Below are 17,864 nucleotides of genomic sequence, written 5' to 3'. Positions count from 1 at the left end.
GCCGTGAGTTCATGCTCATGAAAGCCGAATACTTGGAAATCCGTCGTCAATTCGAGAAAACGTGGGTTGAGTGCCGAAAAGGTATCGGAGATCCGTCGAAGACTGAAGAATACGGTCAGCAAACAAAAGATTTGCGACCAGGAGGTGAGACACACAAGCAGGATTGACGCGCACGTAAGCGTATCATCAAATTCAAAACACGGCCTAGCCTGGCAGTTAGCCGGCTCAAGGTCATTGGGAGACCGATATGAAATACAAGCTCGCCCTTGCCACAGCCCTGCTGTCGGCAACAATTTTCGCAGGCGCTGCGAACGCCAAGACCTTCGTGTATTGCTCCGAAGGCTCGCCAGAAGGCTTCGACCCCGGCATGTACACCGCCGGCACGACGTTCGACGCTTCGGCCCACCCGATCTACAACCGCCTGCTCGAATTCAAGCCTGGCACGACGCAGCCGGAAGCCGGTCTTGCCGAGAGCTGGGACATTTCGTCCGACGGCACCGTCTACACATTCAAGCTGCGCCCGAACGTGAAGTTCCAGACCACGGAATTCTTCACCCCGACGCGCGCGCTGAATGCCGATGACGTGATCTTCTCCATCGGTCGTCAGATCGACGAGAAGAACGCCTGGAACAAGTACATCAACGGCGCTTCCTGGGAATATGCCGACGGCATGGGCTTCCCGAAGCTGATCAAGTCGATCGAAAAGGTCGATGACCTGACCGTGAAGATGACGCTGAACCGTCCGGAAGCACCTTTCCTCGCCAACCTGGCCATGCCTTTCGCTTCGATCCTGTCGAAGGAATACGCAGACAGCCTCGACAAGGACGGCAAGAAGGAACAGCTGAACCAGAACCCGGTTGGCACCGGCCCGTTCACCTTCGTCGCCTACCAGCAGGATGCCATCATCCGCTTCAAGAAGAACGCCGATTACTGGGGCACCGCTCCGAAGATCGACGACCTCGTCTTTGCGATCACCAGCGACGCTGCCGTTCGTTACCAGAAGCTCAAGGCCGGCGAATGCCACCTGATGCCTTTCCCGAACGCCGCTGACGTCCAGTCGATGAAGTCGGACCCGAACCTCCAGGTTCTGGAGCAGGAAGGCCTCAACATCGCCTACCTCGCCTACAACACGACCCAGGCTCCGTTCGACAAGCCGGAAGTGCGCATCGCGCTCAACAAGGCGATCAACAAGAACGCGATCGTCGACGCCGTCTTCCAGGGCATGGCAACGCCTGCGACCAACCCGATCCCGCCGACAATGTGGTCCTACAACAACTCCGTCAAGGACGACACATACGACCTCGAAGCCGCCAAGAAGATGCTGGCCGATGCTGGCGTCAAGGACCTCTCCATGAAGGTCTGGGCGATGCCGGTTTCGCGTCCCTACATGCTGAACGCGCGCCGCGCCGCTGAAATCATCCAGGACGATTTCGCCAAGATCGGCGTCAAGGTCGAGATCGTTTCCTACGAATGGGCAGAATACCTGCAGCGTTCGAAGGCAAAGGACCGCGACGGTGCTGCCATGCTCGGCTGGACCGGCGACAACGGTGATCCGGACAACTTCCTCGATACCCTGCTGGGTTGTGACGCCGTTGGCGGCAACAACCGCGCTCAGTGGTGCAACAAGGAGTTCGACGAACTGGTGAAGAAGGCCAAGGTCACGTCCGACATGGCGGAGCGCACCAAGCTCTATGAGCAGGCGCAGGTCGTCTTCAAGAAGGAAGCACCTTGGGCAACCCTCGATCACTCGCTTGCTATCGTCCCGATGGCAAAGGGTGTGACCGGCTTTACCCAGAGCCCGCTTGGCGACTTTACGTTCGAGACCGTCGATATCGCTGAGTAATCCAGCCTAATCACAACTTTTTGCCGCGGGGAGCGTTGCGTTTCCCGCGGCATTTTCTTATGAGACGCCCAAAAATGCGGCGCGACGCCGAAATGGCTCGGTTCGTGGCTTGACACGGTCTGAAATCGACCGGAGCCCCTTCCACAAAGGCTTACAATGTTTGGTTTGCTACTGCGGCGCCTCGCCGTGCTGATCCCGACCTTCCTCGGGGTCTCGATCATCGCCTTTTCCTTCATCCGGCTCCTGCCGGGCGATCCGGTCATGCTCTTGTCCGGTGAGCGCGTCATGTCGCCCGAGCGGCATGCGCAGATCAGCGCCCAGCTTGGCATGGACCGCCCGATGGTCATCCAGTATTTCGATTATCTCGGCGGCGTGCTGACGGGTGACTTCGGCTCCTCGATCGTCTCCAAGAAGCCGATCCTCGACCAGTTCTGGGCGCTGTTTCCAGCGACCGTCGAGCTGTCCATCTGCGCAATGATCATCGCCGTTGCGCTCGGCATTCCCGCCGGCGTCATCGCCGCCATGAAGCGGGGTTCGATCTTCGACCAGGGCCTGATGGGCATCGCGCTGGTCGGCTATTCGATGCCGATCTTCTGGTGGGGCCTGCTTCTGATCATTCTGTTTTCCGGCACGTTGCAGTGGTTCCCGGTTTCGGGTCGCATCTCGCTTATGTTCTACTTCCCGCAGGTCACCGGCTTCATGCTGATCGACTCGCTGCTGTCCGGGCAAAAGGGTGCCTTCTCCTCGGCCATCAGCCACCTGGCGCTGCCGTCGATCGTGCTTGCCACCATCCCGCTTGCCGTCATCGCCCGCCAGACCCGCTCGGCCATGCTGGAAGTGCTGTCCGAAGACTACGTGCGCACAGCCCGCGCCAAGGGCCTGTCGCCGTTCCGCGTCGTCGGCGTGCATGCCCTGCGCAACGCGATGATCCCGGTCATCACCACCATCGGTTTGCAGATCGGCGTCATGCTTGCGGGCGCGATCCTGACCGAGACGATCTTCTCCTGGCCGGGCATCGGCAAGTGGATGGTCGATAGCGTCTTCCGTCGCGACTACCCGGTCATCCAGGGTGGCCTGCTTCTGATCGCGGCGATCATCATGACGGTCAACCTCATCGTCGACCTCATGTACGGCCTCATCAATCCCCGTATCCGCCACTGATCCGCCGAGATAAGAAGGAGAAAAATCCCATGGCAGATGCAATAACCGCCAAGACGCCAGAGATCGTCACGACCGGGCAGATGCGCCGCCAGATGCTCAAGGAGTTCTGGTTCTACTTTTCCGAAAACCGCGGTGCCGTCATCGGCCTGTTCGTTTTCATCGCTCTCGTGGTCGTAGCCGTCCTCGCTCCGGTGATTGCCCCGCATTCACCGTTCGAACAGTATCGTGACGCCGTGCTGCGGCCGCCGGTATGGGCCGAAGGCGGCAGCTGGAGCTTTCTTCTCGGAACAGACCCCGTCGGTCGCGACATTCTTTCGCGCCTCATCTACGGCGCGCAGTATTCGCTGTTCATCGGCCTGTTCGTGACGACGCTGTCGCTGCTCGGCGGCATTCTCGTCGGCCTGATCGCAGGCTACTATCGCGGCTGGATCGATACGGTGATCATGCGCCTGATGGACATCATCCTGGCGTTTCCGTCGTTGCTTCTGGCGCTCGTTCTGGTCGCAATCCTCGGGCCCAGCCTCACCAACGGCATGATCGCCATCGCGCTCACCCTGCAGCCGCATTTCGTGCGACTGACCCGCGCCGCCGTCATGGAAGAGAAGACGAAGGATTACGTCACCGCTGCCCGCATCGCCGGCGCCGGTCCGATCCGTTTGATGTTCCGCACCATCCTGCCGAACTGCACCGGACCGCTCATCGTCCAGGCGACTTTGTCCTTCTCGAACGCGATCCTCGATGCAGCGGCGCTGGGCTTCCTCGGCATGGGCGCACAGCCGCCGGCGCCCGAATGGGGCACGATGCTGGCCGAAGCACGCGAGTTCATCCTGCGCGCCTGGTGGGTCGTCACCTTCCCCGGCCTTGCAATTCTCATCACCGTTCTTGCCATCAACCTGATGGGCGACGGCCTGCGCGATGCGCTTGACCCGAAACTGAAGAGGTCCTGATCATGGCGCTTCTGCAAATCGACAATCTCACCGTTGAGTTCGAAACCGCGACCGGCTGGTTCCGGGCCGTCGACGGCGTCTCGATCACGGTCGAAAAGGGCGAAGTGCTCGCCATCGTCGGCGAAAGCGGCTCCGGCAAGTCCGTTTCGATGCTGGCCGTCATGGGGCTTCTGCCGTGGACGGCGAAGATCACCGCCGACCGCATGCTGTTTGAAGGCAAGGACTTCCAGAAACTGAGCCCTGCCGATCGTCGCAAGCTGATCGGCAAGGATATCGCGATGATCTTCCAGGAGCCGGTGGCAAGCCTCAACCCTTGCTTCACGGTCGGCTTCCAGATCGAGGAAGTGCTGCGCATCCACCTCGGCCTCGACAGACAAGCCCGCCGCGCCCGCGCCATCGAACTGTTCAAGCTGGTCGGCTTGCCGGACCCAGCGGAACGGCTGAACAGCTTTCCGCACCAGATGTCGGGCGGCCAGTGTCAGCGCGTGATGATCGCCATCGCGATTGCCTGCGACCCGAAGCTGTTGATCGCCGACGAACCCACGACAGCACTCGACGTCACCATCCAGAAACAGATCCTCGACCTGATCATGGACCTGCAGACCCGCACCGGCATGGGCCTGATCATGATTACCCATGACATGGGCGTGGTCGCCGAAACCGCCGACCGGGTCGTGGTGCAGTACAAGGGCCGCAAGATGGAGGAAGCCGATGTGCTTTCGCTGTTTGAGAACCCGCAGAGCAACTATACCAAGGCGCTTCTCGCAGCCCTGCCGGAAAACGCGACGGGTGACCGCCTGACCACCGTCTCCGCCTTCTTCGACGGAAATCCGGACCAGCCTTCGGGAGTGAATGCATGACCGATATGACCAACACCGACATCATGCTGGAAGTGCGCGACATCAAGCGCGACTACGAACTGCCGGCTGGCTTCATGAAGCCCAAAAAGACCGTGCATGCGGTGAAGGGCGTTTCCTTCAAGCTTGAACGCGGCAAGACGCTGGCAATCGTCGGCGAAAGCGGCTGCGGCAAGTCCACGCTTGCCCGCATGATCACCTTCATCGACGAACCGACGGCCGGCGAACTGATCATCGACGGCCAGAAGATGGATACGCGTCCGGGCCACCTGACATCAGAAATGCGCCAGAAGGTGCAGATCGTGTTCCAGAACCCCTATGGTTCGCTCAACCCGCGCCAGAAGATCGGCGACGTTCTGGGCGAACCGCTGGCGATCAACACGTCGATGCCGGCATCCGAGCGGCGCGACCGCGCAACCGAGATGCTGATCAAGGTCGGCCTCGGGCCGGAACACTACAACCGCTATCCGCACATGTTCTCCGGCGGCCAGCGCCAGCGCATCGCGATCGCCCGTGCGCTGATGATGAACCCGAAGCTTCTCGTGCTCGACGAACCCGTCTCGGCGCTCGATCTTTCGGTTCAGGCACAGGTTCTGAACCTGCTGGCCGACCTGCAGGACGAGTTCAACCTCACCTACGTCTTCATCAGCCACGACCTTTCCGTTGTGCGCTACATCGCCGACGAGGTGATGGTAATGTATTTCGGCGAGGCGGTCGAATACGGCACCCGCGAAGAGGTGTTCTCCGCGCCGAAGCACGAATACACCCAGACCCTGTTCAAGGCGACGCCGCGCGCCGATGTCGAATCGATCCGCGCTCGTATTGCTAAGAAGAAGGCTGCCTCGGCCGCTTGAACGCCTAAGATGCACTGATAATGCCGGCAGCTGTCGGCATTATCACGGAATTGAGCTTGAAGTTGACGCAGAGAGAAATCTCTCGCATCAGAAGTCATGCAAGAAGAAACCTCTGCCAGCTCGCCGGAAAACGGCGAGCGTCATTGTGGCAGGGTGGGAGTAGCGGCATGGCATTGTTGAACTTGTTCAGAGGCAGGCAGCAGGACAAAGCGCCGGAGCCCGCCTTGCTCAAGTCCCTGGTCGAGGGATACTCGATCGAGGTGATGCCGCGAACCGCGGCCAAGATCGACGACTTCACGACGCTGCTTCCCGCAAACACCCGGGTCTATATCGCCCATATCGATGGCACACCGATCGACGATATGGTGAAGACGGCCAAACGGCTGCGTGAAGATGGCTTCGAGGTCATGCCGCACATTCCGGCCCGCAGCATCGAAAGCCGCGCCATGCTCGAAGACTGGGTGAGCCGATATCACACCGAGGCAGGTGTGGACCAGGCGCTCGTCCTCGGCGGCGGTCTGTCGCGTCCTGCTGGCGCTCTCAACAGTTCGCTGCAGCTGATCGAAACCGGCATCTTCGACCGTCACGGCTTCAAGCGCCTGCATGTCGCCGGCCATCCGGAAGGCAACAGGGATATCGACCTCGACGGCACGACCAAGCTTGTCGACGAAGCCTTGAAGTTCAAGCAGATCTACTCCGAAAGCACCGATGCGAAGCTCGCAATCGTCACCCAGTTCGCCTTCGATTCACGGCCGGTGATCCTCTGGGCGGAACGCATTGCCGCAACCGGCGTCCGCATGCCGATCCATCTCGGCGTCGCTGGACCGACAAAGCTTCAGACGCTGATCAAATTCGCCCTCACCTGCGGTGTCGGCCCGTCGATCAGCGTCATCCAGAAGCGGGCCATGGACATCTCCAAACTCCTGGTGCCCTACGAGCCGACCGAATTCCTGACCGAGATCGCCGACTACAAGGCCCGCAACCCGCAAAGCTTGATCGAGCAGATCCACGTCTTCCCGCTGGGTGGTATCCGCGCCAGCGCGGAATGGATGAACGAGCGTCAACCTGCGCTGGCTGAAATCCGCGCGATATAGTCTTTTGCCGAGCGCGCGACGATCGCCTGGCCGTTGCCGCGGATATCCTGTTTGGCGAAGGCTCCGTAGATCCGCTCGAACGGCCAGGCCGCCAGCCGTTCGGCGACATCCGCCACCTCAGCTGCGCTGAGCGGCATCATGTTGGGGTAGCTCCACATGAACGAAACCCGGTCGGCCCCCGGCGTCACCTGGACAATATCGCCGGCGAGCAGCACACCTGTCCCATCCCGCGCTGTCCAATGCATCACGGTTCCGCCAGCGAAATGACCGCCGGCATGGACAAGCGTCGCGGAAGAAGACAGGACGAGCGCATCCTCGTCCCACAGGCGGACGTGATCGGACGGACGCTGGATCCACTTACTGTCCAGAGCGTGGATATAGATCGGGCAATCGAAGGCCTCGGCCCAATCCTGCATGGTTGAGTAATAGTGCGGATGAGAGATCGCGATAGCGCTCAAGCCGCCGAGCGATTTGACCAGCGTCTTCGTCGCATCGTCGAGGAGCGCGATACAATCCCAGAGGATGTTTCCGGACGGCGTTTGCACCAGAAGCGCCCGCTGGCCGATAGCAAACGCGGGAACGGTACGGATGGAAAGCAGGCCCCGTTCGAGTTCGAGCCAGCTATTGGCATGCCCCTGCGCGAGCTTTTCAGCGGGAACCCACGCCTGGCCGGAAGCCGGGACATATTGCCGGTCGTCCAAGCAGATGGGGCACGATGCGGGTGGTTCGGCACGATCGGGATAGGATGTGCTACAGGCATTGCAAAGAAAAACCGTCATGAGCCCCCCGCTCCGGATAACCGCGATCAATCGGTTATAGACGAGAACGGACTTCCCGATAGAGGCTGGGACCCACATTCCGGTAAAGCGGCAAGCGCAGCCCGCCTCATTCACGCTTTCCCAACGCGACCGCGATACGCTGTAGCGATGTTGCGGTTGCCGGGAGGCTGTGATGACGGAAGCAAAGCCTGTGCGGCTCTTGAACCTCGATCTGCTCCGGCTGGTCTCGGCCCTGCTCGTCCTGTTCTTCCACTACGCTTTTCGCATGCGGATCACCGGCGAAGGCGCCGGGATCGGCTTTCCGGAGCTCGCGCCGCTAGCCAAGTGGTTCGATATCGGCCTGCTGATCTTCTTTGCCATCTCCGGCTACGTCATCATGATGTCGGCAGAAGGTCGATCGGCCTTTGATTTTGCCGCTGGACGGCTTGCAAGGCTCTGGCCGACATTCGTCGTCTGCGCCACCATCACCGCCGTCGTCCTGTCGATCTGGCCGGTCCCGGCGCTCAGTGCCCCGACGGTGCGGCAATGGCTGGCCCATCTCGTGATCCTGTCGCGCGTATTCGGCCAACCCTTCCTCGACGGAGCATACTGGACGATCGCCTACGAGATCATCTTCTACGGCTGGATCGTCGTCGCTATCGCGACAGGCCTGTTGAAGTCGCACTGGCGTCTCATCGTCACGGTCTGGCTTGCCATTTCGGTGCTGAACGAGACAGCGCTGCAAAGCGTCGTGCTGCAGAAACTGCTGATCACCCAGTATTCAGGCTATTTTGCCTTCGGATTGGCGCTGTTTCGGACGCGACTGGAAAATTCCCAGGCAAGCTTTGCAGTGCTCAGCCTCGCAGCCGGCTGGGCCATTGCTGCACCGTTCATAACGGAGCCGGAATTGATTTCTCTGTACGGTTTCGGGAGAAATACCGCGGGCCTGGCCGCGATGGGGCCGCTGGCGCTTGCGGCCGTGACGATCGCGATCTACGCGCCGACACTGCCGATCAAGAGAGGGCTCGCGATCTCGCTCGGCGGGCTGACCTATCCGCTTTACCTTCTGCATCAGAATATCGGCTATGCCGCCTTTGCCAATTTCGGCACGTCGGACAATCGCTTCGCCATCCTGGCTTTGTTGATTGGGGGATTGTTGGCTGTCGCGATGATCATCGCAAGAACAGTTGAGCCTGCCGCGAGACGGGCGATCATTGGGCTTTCAAAGCCCGTTCAGGCCAGCCTGACGCGACTGCGCGCCCGCTTTGCCTGAGGGACCCCGCGGCGGAAAAACCGCCGCAGGGTCTTGTGCACTCAGCCGTTGATGTAAGGCATGACTTCCAGAACGCCGCGGTAGATCATCTCCAGCGAAACGTAGAGGATGACGACCAGACCGACATAGGCAATCCAGCGATGCTTGTTGAGCAGGCGGGCAATGAAGCTTGCCGCGATACCCATCAAGGCGATCGAAAGAATGAGGCCGAAGATCAGCACTTCGGGATGTTCGTGTGCAGCACCGGCAACGGCCAGAACGTTGTCGAGCGACATGGAAACGTCGGCGATGACGATCTGCCAGGCAGCCTGGGCGAAGGTCTTGCGTGGCGCACCGCTGACGGACGCGTTCTCGCCTTCCTCGACGGCCTTCGAGACGACATTTTCGGCATCGTCCTCATGGCTGTGCGGGGTGCGCAGCTCGCGCCACATCTTCCAGCAGACCCACAGAAGCAGGACACCACCGGCAAGAAGCAGGCCGACGATTTGCAGAAGCTGGGTCGTAGCAAGCGCAAAACCGATACGCAGCACGGTGGCGGCAATGATACCGATCAGGATCGCCTTGGCGCGCTGATCCTTGGGCAGTCCGGCGGCGGCGAGGCCGATGACGATTGCGTTGTCACCCGCCAGAACAAGGTCGATCATGATTACTTGCGCGAGGGCGGACAGTGCCTCCGGCGTAAAGAATTCCATCATTTGGTACCCGATCTTTCAATACGGAGCACCCATGTCGTGGAGAGGGGCGACGAATTACGGGCGGAAATTCACCGCTATCCATTCGATTGCCGTCAAGGTCGAGTGACGACCCCCACAAACACCAGGCACCTGAAGTTGAACAATCCAGTCCGACATCACAGTTCCTGCGAACTGCCAGAGGGGCCCGGTCCTGGTGCGCTGAGATTTATCTTGGGAGCCGCAGAAATCAAGCCCCAACTCACGAACCAGCTCACGGGAGTGTGATTTCTTCGCGGGAAAACGGCTTCTACTTGGTCAGCCGCTTGTGGAGGCTCTCAAGAATGAGCTTTCCAAGCCCCTCGTAATCTTCATCGAAATGGTGTCCGCCTTCGATGCCGACCGTCTCGATACCCTGCGGTTTCAGCGTCGGGCAAGGATCGTCGTCTTCGTCGGTACCATAGAGGCACTGCACGACATGTGGATCGATCTTGGCGATATCGGAAATGCTGTCGCCGTTCTTGCCCTCACCGGCAACACCAAGCCAACCGGTAACGGAGATCTCGAAATCGACCTCTTTCGACAGCGCCAGCAGCGAAATCTGTTTCACCCTCGCTTTGGTCGCAGCCGGCAGGACGTTGAAGGTCGCCGGCAGGATGTCGGCTCCGAATGAATAGCCGATCAGCACCACGTTTTTCACGTTCCACTGGCGCCGGTACGTGTCGATGATCTTGACGAGATCATCCGCCGTTTCCTGCGGCGTGCGTTCCTTCCAGAAATACCGCAGCGAATCCACCCCGACCACAGGCACACCCTGGGCCTGCAGATAACCGCCGAGCTCGCTGTCGATATCACGCCATCCGCCATCGCCGGAATAGACAACCGCCATCGTGTCGAGTGTCGGTTTCGTGTCCAGGACCGTTACTGGCAGATCGAGTTGATCGCTATTGCCGTCACCTTCAATCGCCGTGTCGAGGAGATCTGCGAGCGCTTCAGTTGCAGGCCCGGATACGTCCTTGAGCTCAAGATCCGGCCAACCGGCCTTGAGGCTGGTGGCGTGGTCCTTGCCGGCGGCATCGGCCGCATCGGTCAAGCCGATCGTCACGTCGGCCGGCAGCTTTCCATCGGTAAAGCCGTAGATCGTCCGGTCTCCGGCCTTTTCCTTGGTCGCGGGGGTGCAGAGAACCTTTTCGAGCGGAATGCCGGCCGTCGGATCGACTGCGATGGCTTTCGAGACTGTCGCAAACGGGCTCTGCGCGATCATGCCGAGCGCAAGTGCTGCGCCATCCCCGATTCCGGCAATGATCGGATGCCGGTAACTGGCATTGCCGATCCGGCGCTGCACCTGCTGCGACAGGTCTTCGATATCGGAGACCATGTAGATACAATCGCCGTCATCCTTGGCGAGCGACGCAATGTAGGAGGGATAATCGATACCGACCACCGCCGCCCCCTGATCGACAAGCGCCTTGGCTTGGCTTTCTTCCTCGGCACCCCAGCCTGCGCCCTTCGAGATCAGGAAGACCATCGCCTTCAGATCCTTGTCGGCGGGCAGAGTGATATGCGGCGAGACGATCATGCCGGTCTTGTAGTCATCCGTCTGCGAACCGGTTTGCTCGGAAGCAGGCTGCTGAGCGGAGGCGAAACCGGCACCGGCCAGCAGAATGCCGACGGCGAGAATTCGGGACAGCATCATCATTTTCCGACCACTCCTCTCAAGCCCCCACCAATCAGCAGCGTCGCATCGACCATCGCAATGGCAGGACTGACGCTTGCCACCGCCAGATAGCGGGGTTCCCAGTGCGGGTGAAACTTGGTTTTGAATGCCTTCAGGCCTTTGAAATTGTAGAAGCGCTCGCCGTGTTCGAAGATCACGCTGCCGATCCGGTCCCAGACAGGGGCGGCTTCCCTCTGTGCCATGCCGGAAAGCGGCGCCATGCCGAGGTTGAAGGTCCGGTAGCCGGCGGCCTGCAGATATTCCATGCAGCGGACGAACAGGAAATCCATCGAGCCTCTCGGCGCATCCGGCGCAAACCGCATAAGGTCGACGGTTGCCTCCTGCTTCGTCTCCGTCAGCGACAGCGTTGCAAAGGCGACGATCTTTCCCTGCGTGCGCAGCACCGCCACCGGCTGGGATGCCACATAGGCATCCTGGAAGGCCCCGAGCGAAAACGTCTTTTCGCGTGTCTCATGGGCTGCGAGCCAGGTATCGGACACGCGGCGCAGATCCTCGATCGAGCCCATCACATCCGCCTGCTCGATCACGTCGAATTCGAGCCCTTCGCGAAGACCCTTGTTGACGGCCTGGCGCAGACCGGCGAGACGACTTCCCTTGAGATCGAAGCGCTCCAGATCGACGATCGCCAGTTCTCCGAGCTTGACGGCTCGCATGCCGGCATCGGCGCAGTAAGGCAGAAGCGCCGGCGAAATCTGGTAGAAGACGGCCCGTCCGCCCTGGGCCCTCGCCTCTTCCACGAAGCTCCAGACCAGTTCGGGGATTTCCTCTGCCGGGCCGACCGGATCGAACAAGGCGATCCAGGAGCGACCCTGGATGCCGTACATGATGAAGGCCTTGCCGTTTGCGGAAAACATCAACCGCTTGTCGGCCATGCGCACGACATTCGCGTCGGCGACGTCCTGCTGCCGAACGATCGAGACCGCCCGCTCCAGCTCCTCCGGCGTGGAGTGTGCCGTGCGGGTCGCAGCGGGCCGAAGCAGGCTGGCAATCGCAATCGTGCCGGCAACGATGGCCACACCCAGGATCGCACGAAGCCCGCGCGGCGCTTCTGCCGAAAACTCGAACTGCCACCAGAGCTCGCGGCTGTAATCCACCTCGCGATAGACGAACAGAAGAACTGTTATCGCTGCCGCCACCAGCACCAGCATCGCCACGACCCACGCAGGCGTCAGCACCTGCCGGAGGAGTGACGCCGGACGGGTGAACTGCCGGGCGCTGAGCAACAGGCCGGCGAGCAGAATGACCAGAAAGATCGCTTCAAACACCGCGACCGCACGCACGAAGGCGAGCAGCAAAGCCAGCGCGGTACAAGCCGTTGCCGTCCACCACGCCCCGTCGAGCCTCTGGCTAACACCGCGGGCCGAAGCAAAAAGAACGATGCCGAGAATGCTGGACAGAAAATGCGCACCTTCGACGACCGGCAGCGGCAGATAGTTATAGAGGAAATCGAGATCCGAATCCGGCGTTGGCGTGACGCCCGAAAATACCAGCATGGCACCGGCGATCATCGCGAATGCGGCAAGCAGAAGCGGCGCCAGACGGAATTCCAGCTTGCGCAGCGTCGAGGCGACCGGATGGTTGGAAAGCTGCTGCACCTCCATGCCGATCACGAACAGCGTCGCGACCAGAAGCGGCAGCACGTGATAGATGACCCGGTAGAGAACAAGGCTGCCGAGAACCTGATCGATATCGACAGTGCTTCCGAGCGCCGCAACGATGATCGTCTCGAACACGCCCAGCCCCGCCGGAACGTGGCTGAGAACGCCGGCTCCGACAGCTGTGGCATAGATCGCCAGGAACGACGGCCAGCCGATATCCGTCTGCGGCAGAAGCACGTAAAGAACCGACGCTGAGGCTGCGATATCGAGCGCCGTGATCAGGAACTGCTGCGACGAGGTTTTCGTATCGGGAAGCCGCAGCTTCAGCCTGCCCAATGCCACTTCGCGGCCATTCCAGCCGGCAACGACAAGCGCTGAGAGCACCACGATGATCGCAACCGCAATGCCGCGCACCCAGCCCTCGCCGATGCCGAGCAGGCTGCCGATCCGAGGCGCCGTGACAAGCGATGCGATCGCAGTCACCCCTAGCAGGCCGATCCCGAAGGCGAGCGTGACAAAGGCGATCACGCGGCCGATGTCGTCGGGGCTGAGGCCCAGCCGCGAGTAACCGCGAAACCGGATCGCGCCGCCGCTCAAGGCACCGAACCCGGCTGTGTTGCCAACCGCGTAGGCGCTGAACGCGGTCATCGCGACCGGCACCGGTGGCAGCTTCTTGCCGATATAGGAGAGTGCGTTGAGGTCGTATCCGGTCAGGGCAACAAAACTCAGCGCGGTGAAGAAGATCGCGAGAAGGATGGACGATGCCTTCGTGGCCGCAAGCGCTGCAAGCACGTCGTCATAACTGACTTCGGTCGTCAGATCGTAGATCGCAAACGTCGTGAAGCCGAAGACCACGAGGATGATGAAGGGAACGAGATAGCCGCGATAGTTTTCAAACGTCTCGCGGAGGCCGGTCTTCTGCTGATCTGTGGACATCAATGGTCATGCCGGTTGTTGAAGCATTGCCGGGGATTTCTCCCCGAACGAGCCGGGCAGCTAAGGCGACCCGATCGCGGCAATAATATGTCTGTGTTGCCGCCCTCATTACGTAGGCGCTCGCCTACTTTCAATAAGGGTTTAGCGCATCGGCGTCGCAATAAAAAAGGCGGAAGCTGAAGCTCCCGCCTTTCGCTGTCTCTCTGTGATGAGGGTTCAACGGCGCTGGTTGTAGACGTCGACGCAGACGGCGCCGAGCAGAACCAGACCCTTGATGACCTGCTGATAGTCGATGCCGATGCCGAGGATCGACATGCCGTTGTTCATCACGCCCATCAGGAAGGCGCCGATGACGGCACCCGTGACCTTGCCAACGCCGCCGTAAGCCGAGGCGCCGCCGATGAAGCAGGCCGCGATGACGTCGAGCTCGAAGCCCGTGCCGGCCTTCGGGGTCGCGCTGTTGAGGCGAGCGGCAACGACGAGGCCGCCAAGCGCTGCCAGCACACCCATGTTGACGAAGGTCCAGAACACCAGACGCACGGTCTTGATGCCCGACAGTTCAGCTGCGCGGGCATTGCCACCGACCGCATAGATCTGCCGTCCGATGATCGTGCGGTTGGTGAAGAAGCCGTAGGCGACGATCAGCACGGCCATGATGATCAGCACGTTGGGCAGGCCGCGGTGCGACGAGATCAGGTAGGCGACATAGCCGATGGCAGCCATGACAAGGATGTTCTTGCCGATGAAGAAAGCCATCGGTTCGGATTCGACGCCATGCTCGACACGCCGTGCGCGGCTTCTGAAGTTCTGCCAGACCATCAGGGCGGCCAGTACCAGGCCGATGATGAAGGACGTCAGATAAAGGCCGCCCGTCGAGGAGATCAGTTCCGGGATGAAGCCGGAAGAAAGCTTCTGGAAGGTCGGGTCGAAGGGACCGATCGACCGGCCGCTAAGGACCGCGATCATGAACCCGCGGAAGACCAGCATGCCAGCAAGCGTCACGATGAAGGACGGAATCCTGAAATAGGCGACGAAATAGCCCTGCATTGCGCCGATCACGCCACCGAGCACGAGGCAGATGATGCTCGCCGTGACAAAGTCGAAGCTGTACTGCACCATCAGCATCGCCGCGACCGCGCCGACGAAACCGGCGACCGAACCGACCGAAAGGTCGATGTGGCCGGTCACGATCACCATCAGCATGCCGAGCGCCATGATGACGATATAGCTGTTCTGGAGAACGATGTTGGTGATGTTGAGCGGCTTCAGCAGAACGCCCCCCGTTGCGACCTGGAAGAAGATGACGATCACGACCAGCGAGATCAGCATCCCGTAGTCACGAAGATTTTCCTTCCAGAAACCTGTCGCCGCCTTGGGAGCGGTAATTGCTTCCTGCGGAGTGCTCATAATTATCTCCCCTTGCGGCGCATGATAGCGCGCATGATATTTTCCTGCGTTGCCTCTTCGCCGGCGACTTCGCCGACAAATTCGCCCTCGTGCATGACCATGATCCTGTCGCAGATGCCGATGAGCTCGGGCATTTCGGACGAGATCACGATGACTGCCTTACCGGCATCCGCAAGTTCGTTGATGATGGAATAGATTTCGTACTTGGCGCCGACATCGATGCCGCGTGTGGGTTCGTCCAGGATCAGGATGTCCGGGTTGGTGAACAGCCATTTCGACAGCACGACCTTTTGCTGGTTGCCGCCGGAAAGCTTGCCGGTTTCCTGGTAGACGTTATGGCTGCGGATCCGCATACGGTCGCGGAATTCCTGGGCAACCTTCATTTCACGGATGTCGTCGATCACGCCGCGTGACGAAACGCCGCCCAGGTGCGCGAGCGAGACATTCTTGCGGATGTCCTCAGACAGGATCAGCCCGAGATGTTTGCGGTCTTCCGTGACATAGGCAAGGCCCGCCTTGATCGCCCGGTGCACGTCCGATGTATCCGCTGGCTTGCCATGGATCTTAACGGTGCCGGAAATATCGCGGCCATAGGCGCGACCGAACACGCTCATCGCGAACTCGGTGCGGCCGGACCCCATCAGGCCGGAGATGCCGACGACTTCGCCGGCCCGGACCTTCATGGACACGTTCTTGACCACCTTGCGGTGCGAATGCTGCGGATGGTGGACGGACCAGTCCTCGACCTCGAAGATCACCTCGCCGATCTTCGGCTCGCGCTTCGGGTAACGGCTTTCGAGATCGCGATCGACCATGCGGCGGACGATCTCGTCCTCGTCGACCGGACCTTCGTGACAGTCAAGCGTGCCGACCGTACGACCGTCGCGCAGCACGGTGATGCGGTCCGCAACTTCCGAGATCTCGTTCAGCTTGTGGCTGATCATGATCGAGGTAATGCCGTTGCGGCGGAATTCCTTGAGGAGTTCGAGCAGGGCTGCGCTGTCGGTTTCGTTGAGCGAAGCGGTCGGCTCGTCGAGGATCAGCAGGCGCACGTCCTTGGAGAGTGCCTTGGCGATCTCGACCAGCTGCTGCTTGCCGACACCGAGGTTGGTGATGAGGGTTTCGGGCACCTCGGCAACGAGACCGACCTTGGCGAGCAGGGCCTTGGTGCGGATGTAGCGAGCATCGCGGTCGATCACTCCGTACTTGGATGGCGCGTTCGCGAGAAAGATGTTCTCGGCAATCGACATCAGCGGGATGAGCGCGAGCTCCTGGTGAATGATGATGATACCGAGCTTTTCGGAATCGTTGATGTCGCGGAAGTGGCGTTCCTCGCCGTCGAACAGGATCGAGCCTTCGTAGGAACCATGCGGGTACACGCCCGAAAGCACCTTCATCAGCGTCGACTTGCCGGCACCGTTTTCGCCGACAAGGGCGTGAATCTCGCCTTCCTTGACGGTAAAGCTGACGTCCGAAAGCGCCTTAACGGCGCCAAAACTTTTTGAAATGCCGCGCATTTCCAAAATAGGCGGTTTGTCCGCCGACAATACAGGATCAAGCATGAGAACTCCTGGAATAGGAAGCCGCGCGACGCTTGCGCCGCGCGGCCAGAGACTTACTTGAGCTGCGATTCCTGGTAGTAGCCGGTATCGACGAGGACCTTCCAGTTCGTCTTGTCGACGACAACTGGCTTCAGCAGGTAGGACGGAACGACCTTCTTGCCGTTGTCATAGGTCTTAGTGTCGGTGACAACCGGTTCCTTGCCGTTCATGGCAGCATCGACCATGTCTACGGTGACCTTCGCGAGTTCGCGCGTGTCCTTGTAGATCGTCGAATACTGTTCGCCGGCGATGATCGACTTGACCGAAGGCACTTCCGCATCCTGACCGGAGACGATCGGCATCGGCATGTCGCCGGAACCGTAGCCGACGCCCTTCAGCGACGAGATGATGCCGAGCGAGATACCGTCATAGGGAGACAGAACGCCGTTCAGCTTCTTGTCGGAATAGGTCGAGGACAGGATGGCGTCCATGCGAGACTGGGCAGTTGCCGGATCCCAACGAAGGGTCGCGACCTTGTCCATGCCGGTCTGGCCGGAGCCGACCTTGAGCGTGCCCTTGTCGATCAGCGGCTGAAGGACGCTCATCGCACCGTTATAGAAGAAGAAGGCGTTGTTGTCGTCCGGCGAACCGCCGAACAGTTCGATGTTGAACGGGCCCTTTTCGGTATCGGCCTTGAGACCCTTTACCAGCGAGGTTGCCTGCTGAACGCCGACCTGGAAGTTGTCGAAGGTCGCGTAGTAGTCGACATTCGGTGTTTCGCGGATGAGGCGGTCATAGGCAATGACCTTGATCTTCTGATCGGCAGCCTGCTGCAGAACGTCGGACAGTGTCGTGCCGTCGATCGATGCAATCACGAGAACCTTGGCACCCTTGGTGACCATGTTTTCAATCTGCGACAGCTGGTTCGGGATATCGTCTTCAGCGTACTGAAGGTCCACGTCATAGCCACGTTCTTTCAGAACCTTGACCATGTTGTCGCCATCGGCGATCCAGCGGGCAGAAGACTTGGTCGGCATCGCGACGCCGACGAGACCCTTGTCTGCAGCAAACACAGGCGACGCGAGAGCGACACCTGCGAAAATTGCAGCCGTAGTCATGAGTTTCAAAATTTTCATAAGTAACTCCTCCGTTTCAAGCAGCTCACAATTAAGCTGCCGTATTATCC

At 60.2% G+C, this 17,864-nt stretch carries 14 protein-coding genes; 7 read left to right on the top strand and 7 right to left on the bottom strand.

The window, feature by feature from the left end; translation table 11 throughout:
• Window positions 1–247: 247 nt before the first annotated feature.
• The 6 genes from IFT59_RS00270 (at window position 248) to IFT59_RS00245 (ending at window position 6,756) form a co-directional block, all read left to right on the top strand.
• Window positions 248–1,843, top strand: coding sequence for an ABC transporter substrate-binding protein (locus IFT59_RS00270; RefSeq protein ID WP_062581538.1), 1,596 nt, complete (start codon window positions 248–250; stop codon window positions 1,841–1,843).
• Between the two features lie 156 nt (window positions 1,844–1,999).
• Window positions 2,000–3,004, top strand: coding sequence for an ABC transporter permease subunit (locus IFT59_RS00265; RefSeq protein WP_062462141.1), 1,005 nt, complete (start codon window positions 2,000–2,002; stop codon window positions 3,002–3,004).
• A gap of 29 nt (window positions 3,005–3,033) precedes the next feature.
• Window positions 3,034–3,951 carry an ABC transporter permease subunit gene (locus IFT59_RS00260; protein ID WP_062462138.1) on the top strand — a complete coding sequence of 306 codons (918 nt, stop codon included), beginning with the start codon at window positions 3,034–3,036 and terminating at the stop codon, window positions 3,949–3,951.
• A gap of 2 nt (window positions 3,952–3,953) precedes the next feature.
• Complete coding sequence (locus tag IFT59_RS00255) at window positions 3,954–4,811, top strand: ABC transporter ATP-binding protein (protein ID WP_082471963.1); 858 nt, start codon at window positions 3,954–3,956, stop codon at window positions 4,809–4,811.
• 5 nt (window positions 4,812–4,816) lie between these two features.
• A complete protein-coding gene (locus IFT59_RS00250; protein WP_062462611.1) occupies window positions 4,817–5,662 on the top strand; it encodes a dipeptide ABC transporter ATP-binding protein in 846 nt (281 codons plus the stop codon).
• 224 nt (window positions 5,663–5,886) lie between these two features.
• Window positions 5,887–6,756: a methylenetetrahydrofolate reductase gene (locus IFT59_RS00245; protein WP_249407446.1), complete on the top strand. Its 870-nt coding sequence runs from the start codon at window positions 5,887–5,889 to the stop codon at window positions 6,754–6,756.
• Here the strand turns inward: IFT59_RS00245 and IFT59_RS00240 are convergent.
• Window positions 6,723–7,535 (bottom strand): MBL fold metallo-hydrolase, encoded by an 813-nt coding sequence (locus IFT59_RS00240; RefSeq protein WP_192085614.1) that lies wholly within the window; start codon window positions 7,533–7,535, stop codon window positions 6,723–6,725. The two genes, IFT59_RS00245 and IFT59_RS00240, sit on opposite strands and share 34 nt — an antisense overlap.
• Window positions 7,536–7,707: 172 nt before the next feature.
• Here IFT59_RS00240 and IFT59_RS00235 point away from each other — a divergent pair, with 172 nt between their 5' ends.
• Window positions 7,708–8,787: an acyltransferase family protein gene (locus IFT59_RS00235; RefSeq protein ID WP_192085612.1), complete on the top strand. Its 1,080-nt coding sequence runs from the start codon at window positions 7,708–7,710 to the stop codon at window positions 8,785–8,787.
• Window positions 8,788–8,828: 41 nt separating this feature from the next.
• Here IFT59_RS00235 and IFT59_RS00230 read toward each other — a convergent pair whose 3' ends face one another.
• The 6 genes from IFT59_RS00230 to chvE form a co-directional block, all read right to left on the bottom strand.
• Window positions 8,829–9,482: a TerC family protein gene (locus tag IFT59_RS00230; protein WP_062462125.1), complete on the bottom strand. Its 654-nt coding sequence runs from the start codon at window positions 9,480–9,482 to the stop codon at window positions 8,829–8,831.
• A 286-nt stretch (window positions 9,483–9,768) separates the two neighbouring features.
• Window positions 9,769–11,157: a virulence factor family protein gene (locus IFT59_RS00225; RefSeq protein WP_274598242.1), complete on the bottom strand. Its 1,389-nt coding sequence runs from the start codon at window positions 11,155–11,157 to the stop codon at window positions 9,769–9,771.
• Window positions 11,154–13,730 (bottom strand): bifunctional lysylphosphatidylglycerol flippase/synthetase MprF, encoded by a 2,577-nt coding sequence (gene mprF, locus IFT59_RS00220; protein ID WP_192085610.1) that lies wholly within the window; start codon window positions 13,728–13,730, stop codon window positions 11,154–11,156. The genes IFT59_RS00225 and mprF overlap by 4 nt, the downstream gene beginning before the upstream one ends.
• A 216-nt stretch (window positions 13,731–13,946) precedes the next feature.
• Window positions 13,947–15,137 (bottom strand): multiple monosaccharide ABC transporter permease, encoded by a 1,191-nt coding sequence (mmsB, locus tag IFT59_RS00215; protein WP_062462120.1) that lies wholly within the window; start codon window positions 15,135–15,137, stop codon window positions 13,947–13,949.
• 2 nt (window positions 15,138–15,139) lie between these two features.
• Window positions 15,140–16,699 (bottom strand): multiple monosaccharide ABC transporter ATP-binding protein, encoded by a 1,560-nt coding sequence (gene mmsA / locus IFT59_RS00210; RefSeq protein ID WP_192085608.1) that lies wholly within the window; start codon window positions 16,697–16,699, stop codon window positions 15,140–15,142.
• 53 nt (window positions 16,700–16,752) lie between these two features.
• Window positions 16,753–17,796, bottom strand: a complete 1,044-nt coding sequence (gene chvE, locus IFT59_RS00205; RefSeq protein WP_371816222.1) for a multiple monosaccharide ABC transporter substrate-binding protein — start codon at window positions 17,794–17,796, stop codon at window positions 16,753–16,755.
• Window positions 17,797–17,864 lie beyond the last annotated feature (68 nt).

Source organism: Rhizobium sp. CFBP 8752 (genome assembly GCF_014842035.1).
Taxonomy (GTDB): domain Bacteria; phylum Pseudomonadota; class Alphaproteobacteria; order Rhizobiales; family Rhizobiaceae; genus Neorhizobium; species Neorhizobium soli.
Note: the sequence above shows the minus strand (reverse complement) of the source record. Positions and strands in the feature narration are given on the sequence as shown.

What these genes read in the sequence shown, in the direction of transcription:
- chvE (WP_371816222.1), bottom strand. Translation starts at nt 17,796, where the DNA reads ATGACTACGGCTGCAATTTTCGCAGGTGTCGCTCTCGCGTCGCCTGTG.
- IFT59_RS00235 (WP_192085612.1), top strand. Translation starts at nt 7,708, where the DNA reads ATGACGGAAGCAAAGCCTGTGCGGCTCTTGAACCTCGATCTGCTCCGG.
- IFT59_RS00250 (WP_062462611.1), top strand. Translation starts at nt 4,817, where the DNA reads ATGACCAACACCGACATCATGCTGGAAGTGCGCGACATCAAGCGCGAC.
- mmsA (WP_192085608.1), bottom strand. Translation starts at nt 16,699, where the DNA reads ATGCTTGATCCTGTATTGTCGGCGGACAAACCGCCTATTTTGGAAATG.
- IFT59_RS00225 (WP_274598242.1), bottom strand. Translation starts at nt 11,157, where the DNA reads ATGATGATGCTGTCCCGAATTCTCGCCGTCGGCATTCTGCTGGCCGGT.
- mmsB (WP_062462120.1), bottom strand. Translation starts at nt 15,137, where the DNA reads ATGAGCACTCCGCAGGAAGCAATTACCGCTCCCAAGGCGGCGACAGGT.
- IFT59_RS00240 (WP_192085614.1), bottom strand. Translation starts at nt 7,535, where the DNA reads ATGACGGTTTTTCTTTGCAATGCCTGTAGCACATCCTATCCCGATCGT.
- IFT59_RS00230 (WP_062462125.1), bottom strand. Translation starts at nt 9,482, where the DNA reads ATGATGGAATTCTTTACGCCGGAGGCACTGTCCGCCCTCGCGCAAGTA.
- mprF (WP_192085610.1), bottom strand. Translation starts at nt 13,730, where the DNA reads ATGTCCACAGATCAGCAGAAGACCGGCCTCCGCGAGACGTTTGAAAAC.
- IFT59_RS00270 (WP_062581538.1), top strand. Translation starts at nt 248, where the DNA reads ATGAAATACAAGCTCGCCCTTGCCACAGCCCTGCTGTCGGCAACAATT.
- IFT59_RS00265 (WP_062462141.1), top strand. Translation starts at nt 2,000, where the DNA reads ATGTTTGGTTTGCTACTGCGGCGCCTCGCCGTGCTGATCCCGACCTTC.
- IFT59_RS00260 (WP_062462138.1), top strand. Translation starts at nt 3,034, where the DNA reads ATGGCAGATGCAATAACCGCCAAGACGCCAGAGATCGTCACGACCGGG.
- IFT59_RS00255 (WP_082471963.1), top strand. Translation starts at nt 3,954, where the DNA reads ATGGCGCTTCTGCAAATCGACAATCTCACCGTTGAGTTCGAAACCGCG.